The sequence below is a fragment of the Brevibacillus sp. 7WMA2 genome (assembly GCF_010748895.1).
In the GTDB taxonomy this organism is placed as follows: Bacteria; Bacillota; Bacilli; order Brevibacillales; family Brevibacillaceae; genus Brevibacillus_B; species Brevibacillus_B halotolerans.
The window spans coordinates 3624818-3643573 of sequence record NZ_CP048799.1 but is presented as its reverse complement, the minus strand read 5'-3'; the positions used below and the strand labels follow the sequence as shown (position 1 = coordinate 3643573).

General features: G+C 41.5%; 15 protein-coding genes and 1 pseudogene. 10 read left to right on the top strand and 6 right to left on the bottom strand.

The window, feature by feature from the left end; genetic code table 11:
- Nucleotides 1–18: 18 nt before the first annotated feature.
- The 4 genes and pseudogenes from GOP56_RS15305 to GOP56_RS15290 all read right to left on the bottom strand — a co-directional run.
- Nucleotides 19–1998, bottom strand: coding sequence for a sensor histidine kinase (locus GOP56_RS15305; protein WP_163245982.1), 1980 nt, complete (start codon nt 1996–1998; stop codon nt 19–21).
- Nucleotides 1976–2668 carry a response regulator transcription factor gene (locus tag GOP56_RS15300; RefSeq protein ID WP_003334121.1) on the bottom strand — a complete coding sequence of 231 codons (693 nt, stop codon included), beginning with the start codon at nt 2666–2668 and terminating at the stop codon, nt 1976–1978. The genes GOP56_RS15305 and GOP56_RS15300 overlap by 23 nt, the downstream gene beginning before the upstream one ends.
- Before the next feature lie 176 nt (nt 2669–2844).
- The gene (locus GOP56_RS15295) at nt 2845–3144 is read right to left on the bottom strand and encodes an FmdB family zinc ribbon protein (RefSeq protein WP_163245981.1); all 300 of its coding nucleotides are present in this window, start codon (nt 3142–3144) and stop codon (nt 2845–2847) included.
- Nucleotides 3145–3243: 99 nt separating this feature from the next.
- Nucleotides 3244–3462: pseudogene (locus GOP56_RS15290) on the bottom strand (acetamidase/formamidase family protein); the annotation flags it as partial.
- A gap of 159 nt (nt 3463–3621) precedes the next feature.
- Between GOP56_RS15290 and GOP56_RS15285 the strand changes: the two are divergent.
- Complete coding sequence (locus GOP56_RS15285) at nt 3622–5769, top strand: YhgE/Pip domain-containing protein (RefSeq protein ID WP_163245980.1); 2148 nt, start codon at nt 3622–3624, stop codon at nt 5767–5769.
- A gap of 129 nt (nt 5770–5898) precedes the next feature.
- Here GOP56_RS15285 and GOP56_RS15280 read toward each other — a convergent pair whose 3' ends face one another.
- Together GOP56_RS15280 and GOP56_RS15275 are read right to left on the bottom strand one after the other, a co-directional pair.
- Nucleotides 5899–7209, bottom strand: coding sequence for an HAD family hydrolase (locus GOP56_RS15280; RefSeq protein WP_003342830.1), 1311 nt, complete (start codon nt 7207–7209; stop codon nt 5899–5901).
- A 111-nt stretch (nt 7210–7320) separates the two neighbouring features.
- Nucleotides 7321–9381, bottom strand: coding sequence for a methyl-accepting chemotaxis protein (locus GOP56_RS15275; protein WP_254068736.1), 2061 nt, complete (start codon nt 9379–9381; stop codon nt 7321–7323).
- Nucleotides 9382–9933: 552 nt separating this feature from the next.
- Here GOP56_RS15275 and GOP56_RS15270 point away from each other — a divergent pair.
- The 9 genes from GOP56_RS15270 (at nt 9934) to GOP56_RS15230 (ending at nt 18590) form a co-directional block, all read left to right on the top strand.
- Nucleotides 9934–10539, top strand: coding sequence for a glycerol-3-phosphate responsive antiterminator (locus GOP56_RS15270; protein WP_068792218.1), 606 nt, complete (start codon nt 9934–9936; stop codon nt 10537–10539).
- Entirely contained in the window at nt 10511–11227 is a 717-nt protein-coding gene (locus GOP56_RS15265; RefSeq protein WP_163245978.1) for an HAD-IA family hydrolase, read from the top strand. Before GOP56_RS15270 ends, GOP56_RS15265 begins: the two co-directional genes overlap by 29 nt.
- A gap of 1 nt (nt 11228) precedes the next feature.
- The gene (locus GOP56_RS15260; protein WP_163245977.1) at nt 11229–12314 is read left to right on the top strand and encodes an ABC transporter ATP-binding protein; all 1086 of its coding nucleotides are present in this window, start codon (nt 11229–11231) and stop codon (nt 12312–12314) included.
- A complete protein-coding gene (locus GOP56_RS15255) occupies nt 12315–13265 on the top strand; it encodes a carbohydrate ABC transporter permease (protein ID WP_163245976.1) in 951 nt (316 codons plus the stop codon). It abuts the gene before it with no gap.
- A 14-nt stretch (nt 13266–13279) separates the two neighbouring features.
- Nucleotides 13280–14107, top strand: a complete 828-nt coding sequence (locus GOP56_RS15250) for a carbohydrate ABC transporter permease (protein WP_068792214.1) — start codon at nt 13280–13282, stop codon at nt 14105–14107.
- Nucleotides 14108–14131: 24 nt separating this feature from the next.
- The gene (locus GOP56_RS15245; RefSeq protein WP_163245975.1) at nt 14132–15448 is read left to right on the top strand and encodes an ABC transporter substrate-binding protein; all 1317 of its coding nucleotides are present in this window, start codon (nt 14132–14134) and stop codon (nt 15446–15448) included.
- Nucleotides 15449–15461: 13 nt separating this feature from the next.
- The gene (locus tag GOP56_RS15240; RefSeq protein ID WP_163245974.1) at nt 15462–16205 is read left to right on the top strand and encodes a glycerophosphodiester phosphodiesterase; all 744 of its coding nucleotides are present in this window, start codon (nt 15462–15464) and stop codon (nt 16203–16205) included.
- Between the two features lie 272 nt (nt 16206–16477).
- The gene (locus GOP56_RS15235; protein ID WP_003342813.1) at nt 16478–17902 is read left to right on the top strand and encodes an amino acid permease; all 1425 of its coding nucleotides are present in this window, start codon (nt 16478–16480) and stop codon (nt 17900–17902) included.
- A 148-nt stretch (nt 17903–18050) separates the two neighbouring features.
- Nucleotides 18051–18590 (top strand): flavin reductase family protein, encoded by a 540-nt coding sequence (locus tag GOP56_RS15230; protein ID WP_163245973.1) that lies wholly within the window; start codon nt 18051–18053, stop codon nt 18588–18590.
- Nucleotides 18591–18756: the final 166 nt, after the last annotated feature.

Below are 18756 nucleotides of genomic sequence, written 5' to 3'. Positions count from 1 at the left end.
TCCGTGACGTGCCAATTGCTATGATTGTGATTTGACCTCATGCCTAATTTGCTTTGGAAAAATCGCCGTTACTTTAAAGTAGTCACCATCAATATCGATGTGCAATTCCCCACCCTGCAAATCCATAATACTCTTGGCTATGGCAAGCCCCAGTCCTGAGCCTTCTGTATGGCGGGATTGATCTCCGCGCTTGAAACGCTCAAATAGCTCGCTTACTTCATAGCTAATTTCGTAGGCAGAGACATTTTTGATCGTAAACAGCACGCGATCTGCTTCCTCATTCAGGGAGAGGTAAACACGAGTATTAGGCAAGGAATACTTAATCACATTGCTAATGAGGTTTTCGAATACACGCCAGGTCTTTTTCCCATCCACATGCATAAGTATTTTAGGCTGATCAACATGAAGGCGGAAGATTAGTCCTGAAGCAGGTATCTTATCAGTAAACTCAGCCAGTGCTTGGTCTAGGAGAGCGACAATATCTACCTGCTCTACATGCATCTCGACAGCACCACTCGCGACTTTGGATGCCTCAATCAAATCATCAATCAGCACCTTTAAACGGTGGGTTTTTTTGTCCAATATGTTAAGGTATTCTTTTGATTCCTCAGGAGTCAGTGTGTCTTGTTTCAAAAGTCCGACATAATTCATAATCGAGGTAAGCGGTGTACGCAGATCATGCGAGACATTGGTGATCAGCTCCGTCTTTAACTTTTCGCTTTTCATCTGGCTATCCAGCGATTTTTTTAAGCCCTCCCGCATATTATTGAGATTCTGGACCAGTTCTTTAAAGTTTCCGGCTTTTGGCTCCTCGAAATGCAGGCTAAGCTGTCCTGCTGCCATAAATTCTGTAGCTTTTATGATTTTGTTTAAAGTACCTATTCTACGTAGGGTAAGAGGTACTACAAAGAGAAGGTAAAACAGGCTATAAAAGAAGCCCCAGATAACAGGAATACGACGGATATCAACCATTCCCCGGATTCCCCAGAAAATTAACAGACAGCTAAAACCAAACCCGGCTGATAAAATAGCTAATAGGACGACTTTAAACAGTAAGCTTTTGTATAACGTGCTTTCTTGATAGAGAATTTTTAGCTGATGCAAAAAACTTTTTTGCCATTGAAGCTGGAGCTGTTCCCGATTATTCAAAATATAACAAGCTTCGTAGATATGCAAGATGATATAGGCAAACAGTAGTGCAAAACCGGTTAATACAAGAACATGTACGATGCCAGGCTGTAAATAGAAAAAGGATGTTCGATTCAAGGAAATAATTGTAGTTATGCAAACAATGGCCAATAAGAAAATCCGAATATCAATCGGTATACAGCGTAGTACTCGTGCCATTTTTTCTAAGAGTAGGACAGTTATATTCTTTTGTTTGAATAAATAGATACCAATCGAGATGATTCCTATCAGACTAGCCAAACCTACTAGGCACTCGTTCATCAATCGATCTCTACTTGATAAAAAGTACGTATAGTATTTAAGTTCCAGATTTTCTTCATTTAGGGTAAGGGGAACTGTGATATAACCCCACCAGTCAAAATGTTTGAAAAGAACATTAACGTCTTCAAGATTATCAGGTGGATTTAACATTGGGAATTTTGCATAGAATAGTGTTTTTGTTTTTAATTCTTCTTCAGTTGGAGTTTTATCTATGTTTTCATAAACATCTTTCGTTTGTTGATCTTGAATATGGTAGTGAAAGGTATTATCTAGTATAGAAAGTCTAAACTTGGTCCTTTTAAATTCTTCAGCTTGTTCAGCAAACGGTTTTTTTTCGTAATCTTTAAAATCTACAAATCTTCGTACCAATAAATCTGAAAATCGATTCACATCTCTTCCAAAGTCATTGGTAGTAAAGTAATAGTCCTTGCTTAATTGCGGTATGTTATTCAGAACATCTATCGTAACTAGGAATGGTAAAGCCAACAAATAAAAGCTTACAATGAGAGCAACTAAGGGGGTAAATTTACCCTTCGATTTTGTATCCAATGCCCCACACCACCTTTAAATATTTGGGCTCTTTTGGGTTGATTTCAATTTTTTCGCGAATTCTTCGGACATGAACAGCCACTGTATTTTCCGCATTGTAATAGGGTTCCTTCCACACTTTTTCATAAATCTCCTCAATAGAAAATACGTGACCTTTATTGACCATTAATAGCTCAAGAATTTTATACTCCGTTGCGGTCAAACGAACCTCTTCACCATCTACCGTTACGGTTTTCGCATTCGTATTAAGGGTCAAACCGCCGACTGTCGTTTCACCATCGCGTACCTTGTAATTGCCTAGATTGGTATATCTTCGCAATTGGGATTTCACACGGGCAATTAATTCAATAGGATTGAACGGCTTCGTGATGTAATCGTCTGCACCTACATTAAGACCTAGCACGATATCAGTATCTTCAGACTTTGCTGAAAGCATAATGATAGGAATATTCTTTGTTTCTCTGATGGTAAAGGTAGCTTTAATTCCATCCATAATCGGCATCATAATATCGAGTAGGATGAGTTGAATATCTTCTGTTTCTAGAATCTCTAATGCTTCCACACCGTTCCTCGCTTGAAAGACGGCGATATCCTCATTGCGCAAATAAATTTTGATAGCTTCTCTAATTTCTGCTTCGTCATCTACGACTAGTACTTGATATTTTGGCATCTGTTATCCACCTTTTCTTCACGTTCCTTTCATTGTGTCATAGGCTTATCTTACAAACAACTTGTTACAAATAATAAAACGGAAATCTTACAAAAGTCTTAAGATGTAGCAAGTCCTGCTGCTCAAACAACAAAAACCCCCTTCACTAATGTGTAAAGGGGGAGCTGAAACATCTATTAATGGCTGATTTGCCAAGGCCGTTTGGCAGGAGTAGGTACACCTGTTGGAAAGTGAGAAGGGTAGGAATGCCTACATGAGTGTGTGGTCGAATGTTCACGACGTATGACCTTGGGGATGGCACTTTGTTCAATACGCTGGCGTAATGCGCCGGAGGAAGTGATTAATCCGGGTCGAGTGTACAATCTAACGGCGTCCTTTGTGCAAAACGGACAATCAATGATTTCGGTAGCTTGCTTCATGCTCATTGTCTCTTCAAATAGGCCGCAATCCTGACAGTGAAAGACGTAGGTTGGCATTAATAGCTCCTTTCTTTTGAATCACGCATGAGCGCTCAACACGATTATTTTGGTAAAATATCTCGATCAAAAATGGAGGTGGGAAGCCACAGTGTGCAACAAGCATTGGGTACGGTTGAGATTCACATTTCGAATATCACTGGGGTCGTCATTATTTAAGATTTGCCCATCAGTCCAGTCTTTGCATTCCATTCGAAAGACAGCTCCAGGATTTACAGAAACAGTGGCGGGAATGTCTGGATGCCAACGATTATGACCAGGAGTGACCTGATCCTCCATAGGCTTGTTCAGATCTACTTGAAATAAAACCTCCGGCATAGAAGACCTCCTTTTACTGTATAGCCTTGTTATCCATTCCTATGTGGACAAGGATAAAATCATTACTGATTGAATGAAATGGTTTCTTGTTTGGATATGTTGGTAGATAGAGGTACAATAAGAGCTAACCAAAAGACTAGAGATTATAGGGGATATGCGATGAATAATATTTTTAAGATATTCAAAAGAGACGTGAAAAAAATTGCGACGAATTGGGCTGCTGCCATTATTATTTGTGGACTTGTTTTCTTACCGTCTCTTTATGCGTGGTTTAACATTAAGGCCTCTTGGGACCCGTATGGACAAACGAGCGGTATTAAGATTGCTGTGTCTAATCTGGATAAGGGAGCAGAACTGCGCGGGAACAAGCTTAATATTGGAGAAGAGATCATTACCTCGTTACAAGAGAATAAAAAGATAGGCTGGGTATTCACCGATTCGGATAATGCCCTAAGAGGAGTAGAGCATGGTGAATATTACGCGAGTATCACCATACCTGCTAATTTTTCAGAACGAATCGCAACAGTGCTGTCCAAAAATCCGCAAAAGGCGGAAATTATCTATAACGTAAATGAAAAAATCAACGCTATCTCACCTAAAATAACGGCTAAAGGGGCAAGTGGTGTAACGGAGGAGGTCAATCGCAATTTTATCAAGACAGCCAACGGCACCATTTTCCGCATATTTAACGAGATTGGCATTCAGTTAGAGAGCGAGCTACCAACGATTAGACGACTAATTGAACTTGTATATAAAGTAGAAGCCTCCTTCCCGGAAGTGCATCAAGTGATTTCTACAGCAAGTGCCGATTTGAAAAAAGCGGATGACATCTTAAAGAAGGCGCAAAGTAATCTGCCGGTAGTGACGCAGCTTGCACAAGATGCCGAAAAGCTTTCTGTTCACGTAGGTGAGTTCTTGGATCACAGTGCAGATGCTATCGGAACGCTGACACCTACCATCAAAGAGAACTTACTTTTGATTCAACAAACCGCTGTGCTAAGCGAAAAGTTGCTAGGCATACTGCAAGATGTAAGCTTTGTGCCAAGTTTGGCTAAAGTAGAGCTGGATCGTACTGCTGAACGCTTGGACAGAGCGCTTAGCGTTACCAATCGATTGATAGGAGTGTTTGAGCCACTATCCAATTTGACTGGGAAACGACTGCATTTTGTTACGGATAAGCTTAAAGATATAAAATCAACGTTTGAAAAGCAACAGACGATTGTCACCTCCATAGCAGATGCGCTTGATCGCGGTGAAAGGCCGGCTCAACAGCTAGTGGATCAGTTTATGCAGCTCTCAAGAAATACCTCGCAGGCGATTGACGATCTTCTCAATCGATTTGATACGCAGATTGAACCGCTTATCATGGAGGGCATCGAAAAGGCGAAACAGGATGCCAATCAAGCAAGAGCGGTGATCAAGGATGCAATTGCCAGCATACCGGATGTGCAACAGATTTTACAGGATGCCGCGAAGGGACTCTCTTTGGGAAGCAAGGATTTATTGCTGCTTCAAAAAAATCTTCCTGAGATAGAAGCAAAAATTAAAGATGTAGCCAAGCGGATACGAGCCTTAGAAAAAGAGGGCAACTTAGAAGAAGTAATTGATCTGTTGAAGAGAAATGCAGAGAAAGAAAGCCAGTTTTTCGCAGAACCCGTTATTTTAAAAGAAAATCGGATGTTCCCGATTCCGAATTACGGTTCAGCAATGTCGCCGTTTTTTACCACACTATCCCTGTGGGTGGGTGCCTTGCTTCTTGTTTCATTATTAAGCGTAGAGGTTCATGATGAGAAGCATGTCTTTAAAAGCTACGAGGTCTATTTTGGCAGGTATCTGACCTTTGGCCTATTAGCTATGCTCCAGTCTGTTATGGTCACGATGGGGGATATCTATATACTGGGTGCCTATGTAGCAAATAAAATGTGGTTTGTATTATTTGGTTTAATCATTAGCGCGGTGTTCATGCTGATTGTTTATACGCTGGTCTCCGTTTTTGGAAATGTAGGGAAGGCGATGGCAATTGTGCTTCTGGTGCTCCAGCTTGCTGGCTCTGGAGGGACATTCCCGATTCAGGTTACACCTCCATTTTTTCAAGCGATCTATCCATTTTTACCCTTTACGTATGCTATTAGCATGATGCGAGAAGCGGTTGGTGGCATTCTATGGGATATTATCAACAGAGATATCATCATGATGACTGTCTATGCTGGAATTGCTTTGATCATCGGATTGGCTTTGAAGAAATTCATAAACCGATCATCAGCTAAATTAGTGAAAAAAGCTAAGGAAAGTCAACTGATTCATTAGGACAACCTAGCCAGGATCATTCAGTATGTTTCTCAACCAAATGAAAGACCGTTCCCCAGCTTGCGGGAACGGTCTTTTACAAATCATTTGTGAGTATAATGAATCATATCTCACAGGAATCATGTTTGATTACTTGTTTGGAAGTAGCTCAGCTTTTGTTTTACCTACTAGAATTGTTGATTCAGTAGGAATCCACATACCTGTGTTTTCATCGCGACCTTGTAGTACGTATTTAGGGTTTGGTCTGTTCATTTCATCCACAGCTTGTTTGGAAACCTTACCAATATTTCCTTCTTTTAGAAGATTAAGAATTAGAACTAATTTTGTATCAGGGAATTGAGTCATCATTTCGTAGTCACCGTTGCTGTCGCCGCCAATGAATAGAGGACCGTTTCCACCGTGTTTTTTAGCAATTTCTGCTTTAATTACTTCTGTTTTTCCGCCATAAACGGTTTTGTACCAGTTCTTTTTGTATACTGGTTGCATAACGCTTTTTGCGTCTTTTTCCAATTCCATACCGATTACGTTTTCTTTTGGAATGTTATAGCCATACTTAGGATTTGATGCAAATACTTCTACTACTTCTTTCATAGAAGCAGACACTACATAAACATCAATTCCATTAGAACGGAACGTATTCATCATGGAAGCAACCTCTGGAGATAGACGAAGACCAGATGTATATGTAACGCTGATTACGCCAGCTTTACCGCTCAGTTTTTTAGGGCTTGTATAGTTGATTTTGCGGATAGAGTCACCAAGACCGTAGTCATTGGAACGTTCAGCCAACTCATGAACTTCATCAACGCTCATGTTAGTCAAGAAGTAAAGAACCCAAGGATAACCTACATCGCTACCATGAGAACCGTTGATCGCTTCGTACAAGAAGTACATTTTTGTACGGAAGTCGATGAATTGGTCAGACTTAGTAACTTCCTCTAGGGATTTTTTACCTTTTAAGCCTTTATAGTTTTCATACAAGTATTTGTAGTCAGAAATGATGTCAGCAGAAACGTTTTCCATTGTGATTGCTTTGCCATCTACTGTTTTGTACTTGTCAGCAAAAGGACCTTTTGGAACGTTCATAACCAATACTTTTGCAAATTCTTCTGGTGTTAATTTGAAGATCAAGTGATTGATTTGATAAATAAGAAGCGCTTCTTGGGTATCGTGCATGATGCTAGTGTTATCCCAGTCAAATACAGCATAAGGCTTTTTATCTGCTTTGTAATTAGGACTTTTCACGCCATATTGGTCGATCATTTTTTGAACAGCAGCGTGAGTTTTGTCAGCCCATTTACCTTTATCAAGCAGTTGTAATTGCTGTTGAGCAATTTGTGTAGCAGCAGCTGTTGATAGTGGAGCTGCGAATGCTGGTGCTGCACCTAGCATAAGTGATAGAGATAGTCCAACACTTAGCAATACGTTTGTTTTTTTCATGATTTTCTCTCCTTTATGATGTGAGTTTTCTTATAAACAATCGGGAATATCATGGATACTCCCGACTATTTGCGATGGAAGTCTTGCTAAATAGAGAGTATAAATATGCTGTTATACACGGAAACGGTCAATTAAGCTCGTTAATTCCTGAGATATTTGACGTAGTTCCTCAGATGATCCTTGAAGAGCCAGCATTGCAGTTACCTGAGACTCAGAGGATGCAGACACGTTTTGCATGTAATCAGCCGAAAGCTTAGCGATATGTGCTGTCTCATCTACAGAAGATGCAATCTCTTCACTGGCAGCAGACATTTCCTCTGAAATTGCCGAGTTATCATGGATTTGTTCAGTTATATTTTTGATTTGTTGAAGGATGCGTTGGAATGCTTCACCGGAATCCTGTACCATTTGAACACCGTTCGAGACGCTATGGTTTACATCATTCATAGAATCCATGGCACGATTGGTTTCTCCGTGTACTTCATTGATTAAGCTAGCAATCTTACCAGCAGATTCTGAAGATTGTTCGGCAAGCTTTCTTACTTCATCCGCAACAACAGCAAAACCTCTACCATGTTCTCCCGCACGAGCAGCCTCTATGCTTGCATTTAGAGCAAGAAGGTTGGTTTGGGAGGAGATGTCGGTAATCATATCTACAATTTTTACAATCTCGTTAGAACGATCCTGTAGGACCTTCACAACAGAGAGAGAATGCTCGACAGATACACCGATGTTGCTCATTTGCTGAACAGCGTGCTGTACGGTTTGGTTACCATTCTCAGCTTCTTGTGTTGTATCAAGCGAAAACTCTGCAATAGAGGAGGTGGATTCTGCAATTCGTTGAATACCCAGTGCCATTTCCTCCATGCCTTTAGCACTTTCCTCTGTACGCATGAGCTGATTATCTGCTCCGCTTGCTACTTCTTTTACGTTTTCAGCAATCTTATCGATAGCAATTATATTACTCTCCACATGAGCGGATACCTGCCCGGAGGAGGCTACCAGTTTTTTGGATGCGGATACAATCTCTGAAATCAGATACTTAATAGATAATTGCATGGATTGCAGAGAATTTGCTAGAGTACCTAACTCATCCTTACGTTGAAGTAAATGAGGCTGTACTTCCTTGGTTAAATCACCTTCTCCAATCTCCTGCATGTGACCAATTAAGGTAATGATTGGCTTAGAGAACTTACCAGCTAGAATAATAGATGCAACCAAAGCAATAACGCCTAAAATTACACTCATGATCAAAATAAGGAAGAAGATATGATCAATGCTGCTATTAAGCTCGCGTTGTTCAATAAATGAAATATATTTCCAACCAGTTTTTGGCGAGGTATAGACGTTCGTTAAATAATTTTGATTTTCCATAACGACTTCTAGTTGACCTGTCGACATTTCACTTAGTTGGGCTAATGTTTTATTATCCAAATCTTTTACGTTTTTGGAGATCATATCCGGATATTGAGGGTTGGCAAGTACAGTACCCTCAGCGGAAATCATCATAACATAACCGGTCTCGCCAATTTTCATTTCCTTCAAGACTTCGGTTAAATTCAACAGGTTTGTATCAATACCAAAAACCCCTACTGCTTTTCCAGTCATATCGCGAAGCTGTGTAACGATACTGACTGCAATAGTCTCTGTTCCTGTCAAGATATAAGGAGCAGTGATTACGGCCTTGCCTGGTTCTTTCATAGCATCTGTATACCAAGGACGGTCACGTGGGTCATAATGTGAGCTCATATTTTTGACAGGATACTGTGTATAACCGCTAGCCTCAGTGCCTATAAATAACGATGAAGTGTTGGGATGGGCTTGAATATAGCGTTTAAACTCTTGGGCCAGTTCTGCTTCTAAACCACCATTTGCGATAGCATCTATTTTAACTGTTCCAGTTTCGTTCTTATATGACTTGATCGATGCATCTGTTCTTTTCAACAATGCAGAGTTTGCAAGCATGAGTACGTTTTCACGAATGGAATTAAAATAAATAGATACGCCATTATCCAATTGGGCTACTTCCTTGGTATTAGCATCCAAGAAGTCCTGATGAATCTGTCTTTTCATATCCAAGTAAACAATGCTACTAATAAGGGCAATCGGGATCGTGATGCATAAGACAAATGCAATGATTAACTTGGCTTTTATTGTATGAAACAAAGGCATTCCCTCCCACATGCAAGTAACCCCTATCAACTTTTTCCAAATAAAAGGAAATAGAGGCGGAATTTTATTTCTGTTCTATTAATTAATCGGATAAATCGGGAATAAAATGAAGGATTATTTCAAAGGTACATAACAATGTTAAATATTCGTTGAAAATTTATGATATTTCTGTGAAATTTTAAAAACATGATATGTAAGGGATTCTATTTAGCTTAATTGTGTAAAAACAGGTGGTTTTTCGAACGTTTTTACGTGAAATTTAAACTTTATTTTCACAAAAAAATTATCATTTTAATGCATATTTTCAGGATAAATATGGTAATCAATGGTGATCACATTCATTTTCTTAACAAAATGCTGTTCTAAACTTAACAGGACCTACACAGCATATTAAAAAACAAAAGGTACGATACAACTAACAAGTAGATAGTGAAAAGGTTGGAGCTGGGGAGAAACCTCAATAGAAATTACCAAAAACTTTTTTAAAAGAAAGTGGATTGGCAGGTTCTATTTGAGGTTTTTTGTTTTTTAAACAGGAGGCGAATAGCAGACATGAATCAAGCGGAGTTTTACGCCAGATTAGCAAGGCATAAAATCATTGCATCCATTAAGCAGCCAAAATCGCTGGAACGTGCATTAGAGGCTCCCATCAGTGCTGTAGTGTTGTCAATCGGGAATCTAAACACAATGAAACGATACGTTGATCTGTTTAAATCGCACCAGATTCCCGTTTTTCTTCACCTAGAGCGCATTGGTGGCATCAGCTACGACCGGGAAGGCATGGCTTATGTAGGCGAGAATGTGAAGCCAACAGGCATTGTTGCAACGCGTAATACGCTGATTAAATTAGCAAAAAAGCATGGCCTGCTTACGATCCAACGTTTGTTCTTAGTTGACAGTGATTCGCTCAAATCTGGAATTCAATCTATTCAGGAAACTCAACCGGATGCGGTGGAGATCATGCCTGCCCTGCTGCCAGAGTATATCATTGAGTACCGCAATTCGCTTCAACAGCCAATTATTGCAGGCGGGCTGATCAAGAGGCGGGAGCAAATGGTGACTGCTCTTTCGCATGGCGCTATTGCTGTATCTGTAGGAAAACATCAGTTGTGGAAGGAGAATATGGGGAATGAACACTTGCAGCACTCTTCTATTTGATTTGGATGGAACCTTGCTGGATAGCAGGGAGGGTGTGATAGATGCGGTTTACTACACGATAGAAGAGCATTGTCCAGGCTTGTTTACCAGAGGGGAAATAACAGATCGGTTTGGCGAAGCCTTGGAGGAATTTTTACATGCCGTTGAAGCAAAAATCAATGAGCAGCAGGTACAAAAGCCTGAACTGCCTGACCAATTCAAAGTAAGTCATTGGGATCGCACAGCATATTGCAAGGATTACTTTACGTACATGAAACGCCACAACCAACAGGTACAGTTGTTTCCGTTTGTGAGAGAAGGGATAGAGGCACTCAAAAAACGAGGATTTCAGCTTGCTGTTGTCACTAACAAACAACGTGAGCTTGCTTTGCAAAACCTAGAAATAGCGGCGATTCTGCATCTAATGGACACAGTGGTCACGCTAGATGATGTGGTGCTTGGCAAGCCTTCTCCTGAGCCCATACAGAAGGCGATGGCAATCCTAGGGACCGTCCCTGAAGCGACACTCATGATTGGTGACAGCAGGTATGATCTGTTATCCGCTCGTGGGGCAGGTGTGCGTAGCGTTTTGTTGGAGTGGTACGGAGCAGATCAACGAATCCAAGAGGAGCCTCATTATCGATTTAAAACATTCCAAATGCTTGTCGATGAACTGCTGTTAGCCAGTGTACAAGGAAAGGGTGAGTAGAGTGGCAGAAGTTGTGCTGAAGCAGGTAGTGAAGTCCTATCAGCATCAACAGGTGGTAAAGGGGATGGATTTGGTGATTCCGGAAGGCTCCTTTACCGTTCTTGTTGGTCCATCAGGCTGTGGAAAATCAACTACGTTACGAATGATAGCTGGACTTGAGAGAGTGACCAAAGGCGAAATTTGGATAGGTAAGCAAAAGGTGAACGATGTACCACCCGGTAAACGAGATTTAGCCATGGTGTTTCAAAACTACGCGCTGTACCCCACGATGACAGTCTTTGACAATATTGGCTTTGGATTAAGAAACCGAGGCATTTCGAAAAAAGAATGCAAGAGACTGGTCGAGGAAATCGCTGAAATCGTAGGGCTTCAGGATTACTTGCATCGTAAGCCGGCCCAATTATCAGGAGGTCAGCGCCAGCGTGTGGCTTTGGCCAGAGCTATGGTGAAAAAGCCAAAGGTGTTTCTCATGGATGAGCCCTTATCTAATCTAGATGCGAAATTGCGGAATCAGATGCGTGTAGAATTAACCAGCTTGCATAAACAGCTAGGAACTACATTCATCTATGTGACACATGATCAGGTAGAAGCAATGACGATGGGCGATCAAATCGTGGTCATGAATGAAGGGGAAATTAAGCAGGTGGCCTCTCCGATCAAGCTCTACCATGAGCCGGAAAATCTGTTTGTTGCCCAGTTTATCGGTTCCCCTTCTATGAACATTTGTCAACAGAGGGATCACGCAGGATTACTAGTAGGTTTTCGCCCGGAAAAAGTGATGATCAAGACAGAGCAAGGATTGGTACAACATGAACATATGCCGCAATCATCTGGTTCGGACTTTTCTAGTAGAGGCCGTATTATTTCGCGGGAAATTCTTGGCTCCGATGTATTGTATTACGTACAGACAGATTCAGATCAGATCGTAGTCAAAAAGGAGGCAGACCAGCTTCTTTCCCCAGGGTCCGATGTTATTGTATCCGTGCCTCCTGAACACCTGTATCTCTTCGATCCAGCTACAGGAATGCGTAAGAATCCTCCCCATCCTCCTTATCAAAAATCTGCGATCGCAGGAGGATTGGTCTAAATGGAAAAGGTGGCTGCATCAGAAACCAAATCGCTGCCTACTCCATCGGTCTGGTCTCGGGAACAGATGATGAAAACGAAATTTTTGGAACATGTGCGCCCTTATGCATACATTACTCCTGCTTTGTTGTTTTTTACGCTGTTTTTCTTATTTCCGATCGGTTACATGATTTATCTTAGCTTCCATGATTGGTCGTTGTTGAATTTGGGTGAGATCGAATGGGTAGGCTTTGCTAACTTTCGAGAGCTATTTTATGAACCAGATTTTCATCTCGTGTTTCTCAATACGATTGTGTTCACTATTGGTACTGTGTCTATCAGTATTTTGCTAGCATTTTTTCTGGCTCTCTGGCTAAATCGAACAGCTAAAATTTATGGAATCATGCAAGCCGCGGTTTTTAGCCCGCATATCATTTCTCTGGTGTCAGTGTCCATGCTTTGGATGTGGCTAATGGACCCGCAATACGGTTTATTGAACGCTCTTTTGGAATTCATCGGATTACCTGCTTATACATGGCTTAGTGATACCAAAAGTGCGCTGATTTCACTCATTCTAGTCAGCGTTTGGAAGGGGGTAGGCTATAACACGCTAGTCTTTATTGCGGGACTGCAAAGCATACCGAAAGATCTCTACGAGGCGGCCAGTTTAGATCAGGCAAGTAAATGGAAAACGCTACGTAAAATTACGCTGCCGATGCTGTCCCCCACTTTATTTTTTCTAACGGTCATTAACATCATCTCCTCCTTTCAAGTTTTTGACACGATTTATATCATGACGCAGGGAGGTCCTGTTAATAGTACAAATATGCTTGTCTTCTATATCTATGAACAGGGAATGGATTTCTACAATGGGGGGATTGCTTCGGCCGCATCTGTTTTACTATTGGGACTCATTGGAGTGGTCACTCTTCTGCACTTTTTATTTATGGAAAAACGTGTTCACTATCGCTAAAGGAGAGATGACAAGTGAAGCAAGTAGGATACCTTTCGCTTCAAGCGCTTGAATGGATGCTGTTACTAGCCGTATCGCTCATCTTTGTCTTTCCTTTTCTATGGATGGCGTTGACTGCTTTTAAAACATTGCCGGAGGTCTTCCAATTTCCGCCTACCTGGTGGCCTGAGTCTTTGCAGTTTCAGAACTTTGTAATCGCTTGGAACTCGGGGCCATTCTTTACTTATTTACTAAACAGCCTGCTGGTGGCAGTTGGTATTTTAATTCTTCAAATCTTAACGGCTGTGCCTGCTGCCTATGCATTTGCAAGGTATCGCTTTCGGGGAAGAAATTTTTTGTTTGGCGTCACCTTAATCGCTCTGATGATTCCGCCTCAGGTGATCTTTCTGCCGATCTACGTTGAGATGAGCAATTGGGGGCTCGTGAACACCTTATGGTCATTGATATTACCTTATGGAGCGAGTGCCTTCGGTATTTTTTTATTACGTCAGGCCTTTATGCAGGTACCAGACGAGGTAATTGAGGCGGCACGGTTGGATCATGCATCTGAGTGGAAAATCATGTGGACCATTATGGCTCCTATGGCAAAGCATGTGCTGGTCACATTTGGACTATTTAGCTTCATTTATCACTGGAATGATTACTTTTGGCCGCTCATCATGACCAACAGTAACGAGGTGCGCACATTACCGATAGGAATTTCCATGCTGAAAGCGGCTGACGGAGGCAGTCAGTGGAATGTGATTATGGCGGGGAATATGATTTTAGTGTTCCCGATACTGCTGATTTTCTTTTTTGCTCAGCGCCATATTATTAGCGCGTTTGTTTATCAATCCAAATAACGTAATGTCAAGGAGGGCAAGAACGTGAAAAAGTGGGGCTTATCTATTCTAATGTGTACAGTAGGCTTGTCAGGAATGCTAGCGGGATGTGCTCAGCAGCAGGAAGTAGGAACTACTGAACAGCGGACAGCAGCAAGTCAGGAAGCAACAGCAGCTACCCAGCCTGTTGAGATTGATTTCTGGTATGCAGTAGGCGGTCATAATGGGGAAATGGTTCAAAAGCTTGTAAAGGAATTTAATCAAACGCATAAGGATATTGTGGTGAAGCCCTCTTATCAAGGAAGCTACTACGAGAATCATACTAAGGTGCTGTCCGCGGTCACAGCCGGGAATCAGCCTGATGTTACGATGGTTGAGATTGCTTCCATTGGAGCCTTTGCGGATGCGAGGGTGTTAGAGGACCTAGGGCCGTATGCCGCTGGAGAAGAGAAGAAATACAATCCTGGTCTGATGGGCAACTCCTATTGGAAGGAGAAATTATATGCCGTTCCCTTTAACCGCTCCACGCCTTTGCTATATCTCAATCGCGATTTATTGAAGAAAGAAGGACTTGATCCAAATGGTCCAAAAACCTGGGAGGAATTACGTCAATTTTCTCAAAAGCTCACAAAAAAGGAAGGCGGAAAAACGAAAAGATACGGATTTTCTACGCCCATCGATATTTGGTTCTATGAAGCGCTGGTATTTGAGAGCGGCGGACAAATTTTAAGCGAGGACGGCAAGAGCTTAATGATTCATACAGAGGCAGGTAAAGCGCCGTTGGAATTTTGGATGAGCATGCTACAAGAAGGAATCATGAAAGCTCCTCCAGGTGAGAAGTACAATGCATGGGATGTAGCCGCGCAGGATTTCTTAAATCAGCAAGTAGGGATGATCTTTACAACCACCGGTGAGCTGAAGGGCATGCGGGAAAAAGCCAAGTTTGATGTAGGAACGGCCTTCTTGCCTGCTAATAAGGATTTCGGAGTACCAGCAGGTGGGGCAAATCTAGTAATTCTACAAAAATCATCTGAAAAAGAAAAGAAGGCGGCGTGGGAGTTCGTGAAGTGGATTACTGATACGCCGCAAACCAGTGTATGGTCAGCGGAAACAGGATACATGCCAGTCACATCAGAGGCAATTCAATCAGATGAGATGAAAAAAGTGTATGAACAGGATCCGAACTTCCAAGTAGCTGTGAAGCAGTTAGAGTATGGTAAGCCACGCCCAATGGTACCGGGCTATAAAGAGCTACAGGAAGTCATTATGACAGAAATTCAGCGTGTAATTTTAGGTCAGGCTAGTATTGACGAGGCACTATCCAAAGCTGTGGAAAAGGGGCAAAAATTGTTGAAGAAATAGGGGGGAATCTCATATGAGCTATTGCATGGCACACCGAGGCTGGTCAGGGAGAGCACCTGAAAATACGATGGCAGCTATTAAGCTTGCCTTAGCAGAACCGGGTATTCAGGCGATTGAGGTAGATGTACAGCTATCCAAGGATGAGATTCCTGTGCTCATTCATGATTTTACGCTAGAACGCACCACAAACGGATCAGGGCTAGTTAAAGATCATACATTTGAGCAATTGCGTCAGTGGAGTGCAGGAAGCTGGTTTGCAAAGGAATTTTCTGATGAAACCATCCCTGCCTTAGAGGAATTGTTTCAAGCTGTTTCACAGCATACGTGTCGCCTTAATGTAGAGCTAAAGACAGCGGGCAATCTATATCCGCGTCTAGCGGAAAAGGTCGTGGAGCTGGTAGAAGCATATGAGCTTCATTCACAGGTTTGTCTCACCTCTTTTGATCACGAAATTATAAAAAAGGTCAAAGAACTACAACCCTCGATGAAAACGGGGTTAATTATAGCGGGCAAACCAGTTCTGTTACGTGAACAGCTAGAGGAAACAGGAGCAACCATTCTGTCCATGGCCTATCCTTATCTGACAAAAGATTTTGTACACATAATGCTGGAGCAAAACTACGAGATATTTGCTTGGACGATTGATGATGAACATGAGATAAGGCGAATAAGCGAATGGCATCCCCATCTATATATTTGCACCAATCATCCTGACCGAATGCTTTCTTGGCACGCTGAACGAAAAGAGTCGGAGTAAAAAAATAGAAGGTTGAACCAAGAAGAGCAGTTACATGTAACCGATGTAACTGTTCTTTTTATTTTTTTGATAGATATTTATAAAAGCGCTTTATTTGGTAATGATAATTTTTATGCTTCATGATTATGTTTTAGATTTTTTAACTATTAATAAAAAGACAAAAATATTTTGATTTCGTTATAGGAATGACTCAAATCCTCCTATATAATTTACAAGGGGAAATGGTAGTTCCCTGTATATTTTTTCATTTTAGGAAGGAGAAATTCTTGATTATGGGAGCGGATGAGAAAAAACTCCGATGGTATAATATTGCGTTAATGGCGTTTGTAGCAGTTTGGGGCTTTGGCAACGTTGTTAATAACTATGCCAACCAAGGATTACAAGTCATTACCTCTTGGGTTTTGATAATTGCCTTATATTTTATTCCTTATGCCTTAATGGTGGGTCAATTAGGTTCTACCTTTAAAGATGGTAAGGGTGGTGTTAGTACCTGGATTAAAGAAACGATGGGGCCTAATATTGCCTATTTGGCAGCATGGACCTACTGGGCTGTTCACATTCCATATCTAGCACAAAAGCCTCAGGCTATCTTGATTGCACTAGGCTGGACATTTACAGGCAGTGGTAAGGTACTCGACCAATATTCTACGTTGGTCATTCAATTAGCTTGTTTAGTTATCTTTTTACTCTTTGTATGGATTGCTTCTAAAGGTATTTCGTCCTTAAAGCGAATTGGGACCGTTGCCGGTATTTCTGTATTTGTGATGTCCTTGTTGTACATTTTGCTAGCTGTTACGGCACCAGCACTCACAGGTGTAAGTGTTGCAACAACCAATATGACGGTCAGCACATTCATTCCTGAATTTAATTTTGCTTATTTTACTACCTTATCCATGCTGGTCTTTGCGGTAGGCGGGGCAGAGAAGATCGCACCGTATGTCAACTTCACGAATAACCCAACTCGTGAGTTCCCAAGAGGGATGTTGATTCTAGCGATCATGGTTGCTGTCTGTGCGCTCTTAGGCTCGTATGCTATGGGGATTATGTTTGATGCGAATAACATTCCTGCTGACTTAAAAATGAATGGTCAATATTATGCGTTCCAAATGCTAGGTAATTACTATGGAATAGGTAACACGTTCTTAATTTTGTATGCGATTTCTAATACCTTGGCTCAAATTTCAGCATTGGCATTCTCGATTGATGCACCATTGAAGGTATTATTATTAGATGCTGATGAAAGATACATTCCAAGAAAGCTTTTGAAAAGCAATGACAAGGGCGTCCCTACTAATGGTTATATCCTAACTACGGTGTTAGTAGGTATTCTCATCATCGTACCAGCTCTAGGTATCCGTAATATGAATACATTGTTTGACTGGTTGCTAGACTTAAATTCTGTAGTAATGCCGCTTCGTTACCTATGGGTATTTGCAGCCTATATTGCTGTAATGAAAATGGCTGATAAATTTACGTCTGAATATCAATTCGTGAAAAATAATAAGTTTGGTCTGCTGATTGGTGGATGGTGCTTTTTCTTCACTGCGTTTGCTTGCTTGATGGGGATGTTCCCGAAAGTACCTGCTTTTACACCACAATGGTACTTCCAGATTACTCTTAATATCGCAACACCGCTCGTGCTGTTAGGTTTGGGTCTGATCCTGCCGTCGATTGCTAAACTGACAAATAATAAATAAGCGTAAGAACGAATCCATCCTGTGTTAATACATGGGGTGGATTTTTTGCTGTAAAAGTGCGTCATGCTTTTGTCAAAAAGAGAGAAGGGACAAGGGGAAAATCCTCAGTACAATGAAAGGGAGGATAAACATCGAAAGGGTGTTTTTGATGGAGCAACAGCTAAGGAATACAGAAGATCATGAGCCGAAAAATCAAATGCCCGTGGCTTTTTTAGAGCAAATGGAGCTTGCAACAGACTGGCTGCATCGAAGAGGGGCTTTTCTAACAACCAAGGACAAAGAAGAAATCAACACGATGACAATTGCTTGGGGTAGCATTGGTTTTCTATTTGGAAAACCCACGCTGACAGTGATGGTGCGTAAAAGTAGGCATACCACCCAGCTTTTACAGGCTTCCAAGGAGTTTACGGTTAGTGTTCCTTTTTCAGAAGATATGGGGGAAAAGCTCTTTGCCTGTGGAACACAATCCGGTCGTACGGTGGATAAAATCTCTACATGCCAATTAACCCTTGTAGACTCTCAGGTCATTGATACACCTGTGATCGGCGACTGTGAGCGTTATTATGAATGTAAGGTGATCGTGGCTCAAGAAATTACGGCACCTGTCCTGTCCGAAGAGATTAGGCAGGAGCATGTGATAGCAGATGATCCTTATTATTGTTATATCGGTGAGATCGTTCATTGCTAGGGACACGGAGAGGCAAATTACACGACAGGTGGTTAAAGAGATCCTGTATTTGTCGCAGAATCGACAGTAGGGAAGGTCGGTCCAAGCTGTGCCTATGCAAGGTGATCATGGTAAAGTATATGTCGGAATGAGTAAATAAAATTTCTCAAACGCTAGGAGAAAGGTG

What these genes read in the sequence shown, in the direction of transcription:
- GOP56_RS15240 (WP_163245974.1), top strand. Translation starts at nt 15,462, where the DNA reads ATGAGCTATTGCATGGCACACCGAGGCTGGTCAGGGAGAGCACCTGAA.
- GOP56_RS15265 (WP_163245978.1), top strand. Translation starts at nt 10,511, where the DNA reads ATGAACACTTGCAGCACTCTTCTATTTGATTTGGATGGAACCTTGCTG.
- GOP56_RS15275 (WP_254068736.1), bottom strand. Translation starts at nt 9,381, where the DNA reads ATGCCTTTGTTTCATACAATAAAAGCCAAGTTAATCATTGCATTTGTC.
- GOP56_RS15280 (WP_003342830.1), bottom strand. Translation starts at nt 7,209, where the DNA reads ATGAAAAAAACAAACGTATTGCTAAGTGTTGGACTATCTCTATCACTT.
- GOP56_RS15230 (WP_163245973.1), top strand. Translation starts at nt 18,051, where the DNA reads ATGGAGCAACAGCTAAGGAATACAGAAGATCATGAGCCGAAAAATCAA.
- GOP56_RS15285 (WP_163245980.1), top strand. Translation starts at nt 3,622, where the DNA reads ATGAATAATATTTTTAAGATATTCAAAAGAGACGTGAAAAAAATTGCG.
- GOP56_RS15300 (WP_003334121.1), bottom strand. Translation starts at nt 2,668, where the DNA reads ATGCCAAAATATCAAGTACTAGTCGTAGATGACGAAGCAGAAATTAGA.
- GOP56_RS15235 (WP_003342813.1), top strand. Translation starts at nt 16,478, where the DNA reads ATGGGAGCGGATGAGAAAAAACTCCGATGGTATAATATTGCGTTAATG.
- GOP56_RS15255 (WP_163245976.1), top strand. Translation starts at nt 12,315, where the DNA reads ATGGAAAAGGTGGCTGCATCAGAAACCAAATCGCTGCCTACTCCATCG.
- GOP56_RS15295 (WP_163245981.1), bottom strand. Translation starts at nt 3,144, where the DNA reads ATGCCAACCTACGTCTTTCACTGTCAGGATTGCGGCCTATTTGAAGAG.
- GOP56_RS15270 (WP_068792218.1), top strand. Translation starts at nt 9,934, where the DNA reads ATGAATCAAGCGGAGTTTTACGCCAGATTAGCAAGGCATAAAATCATT.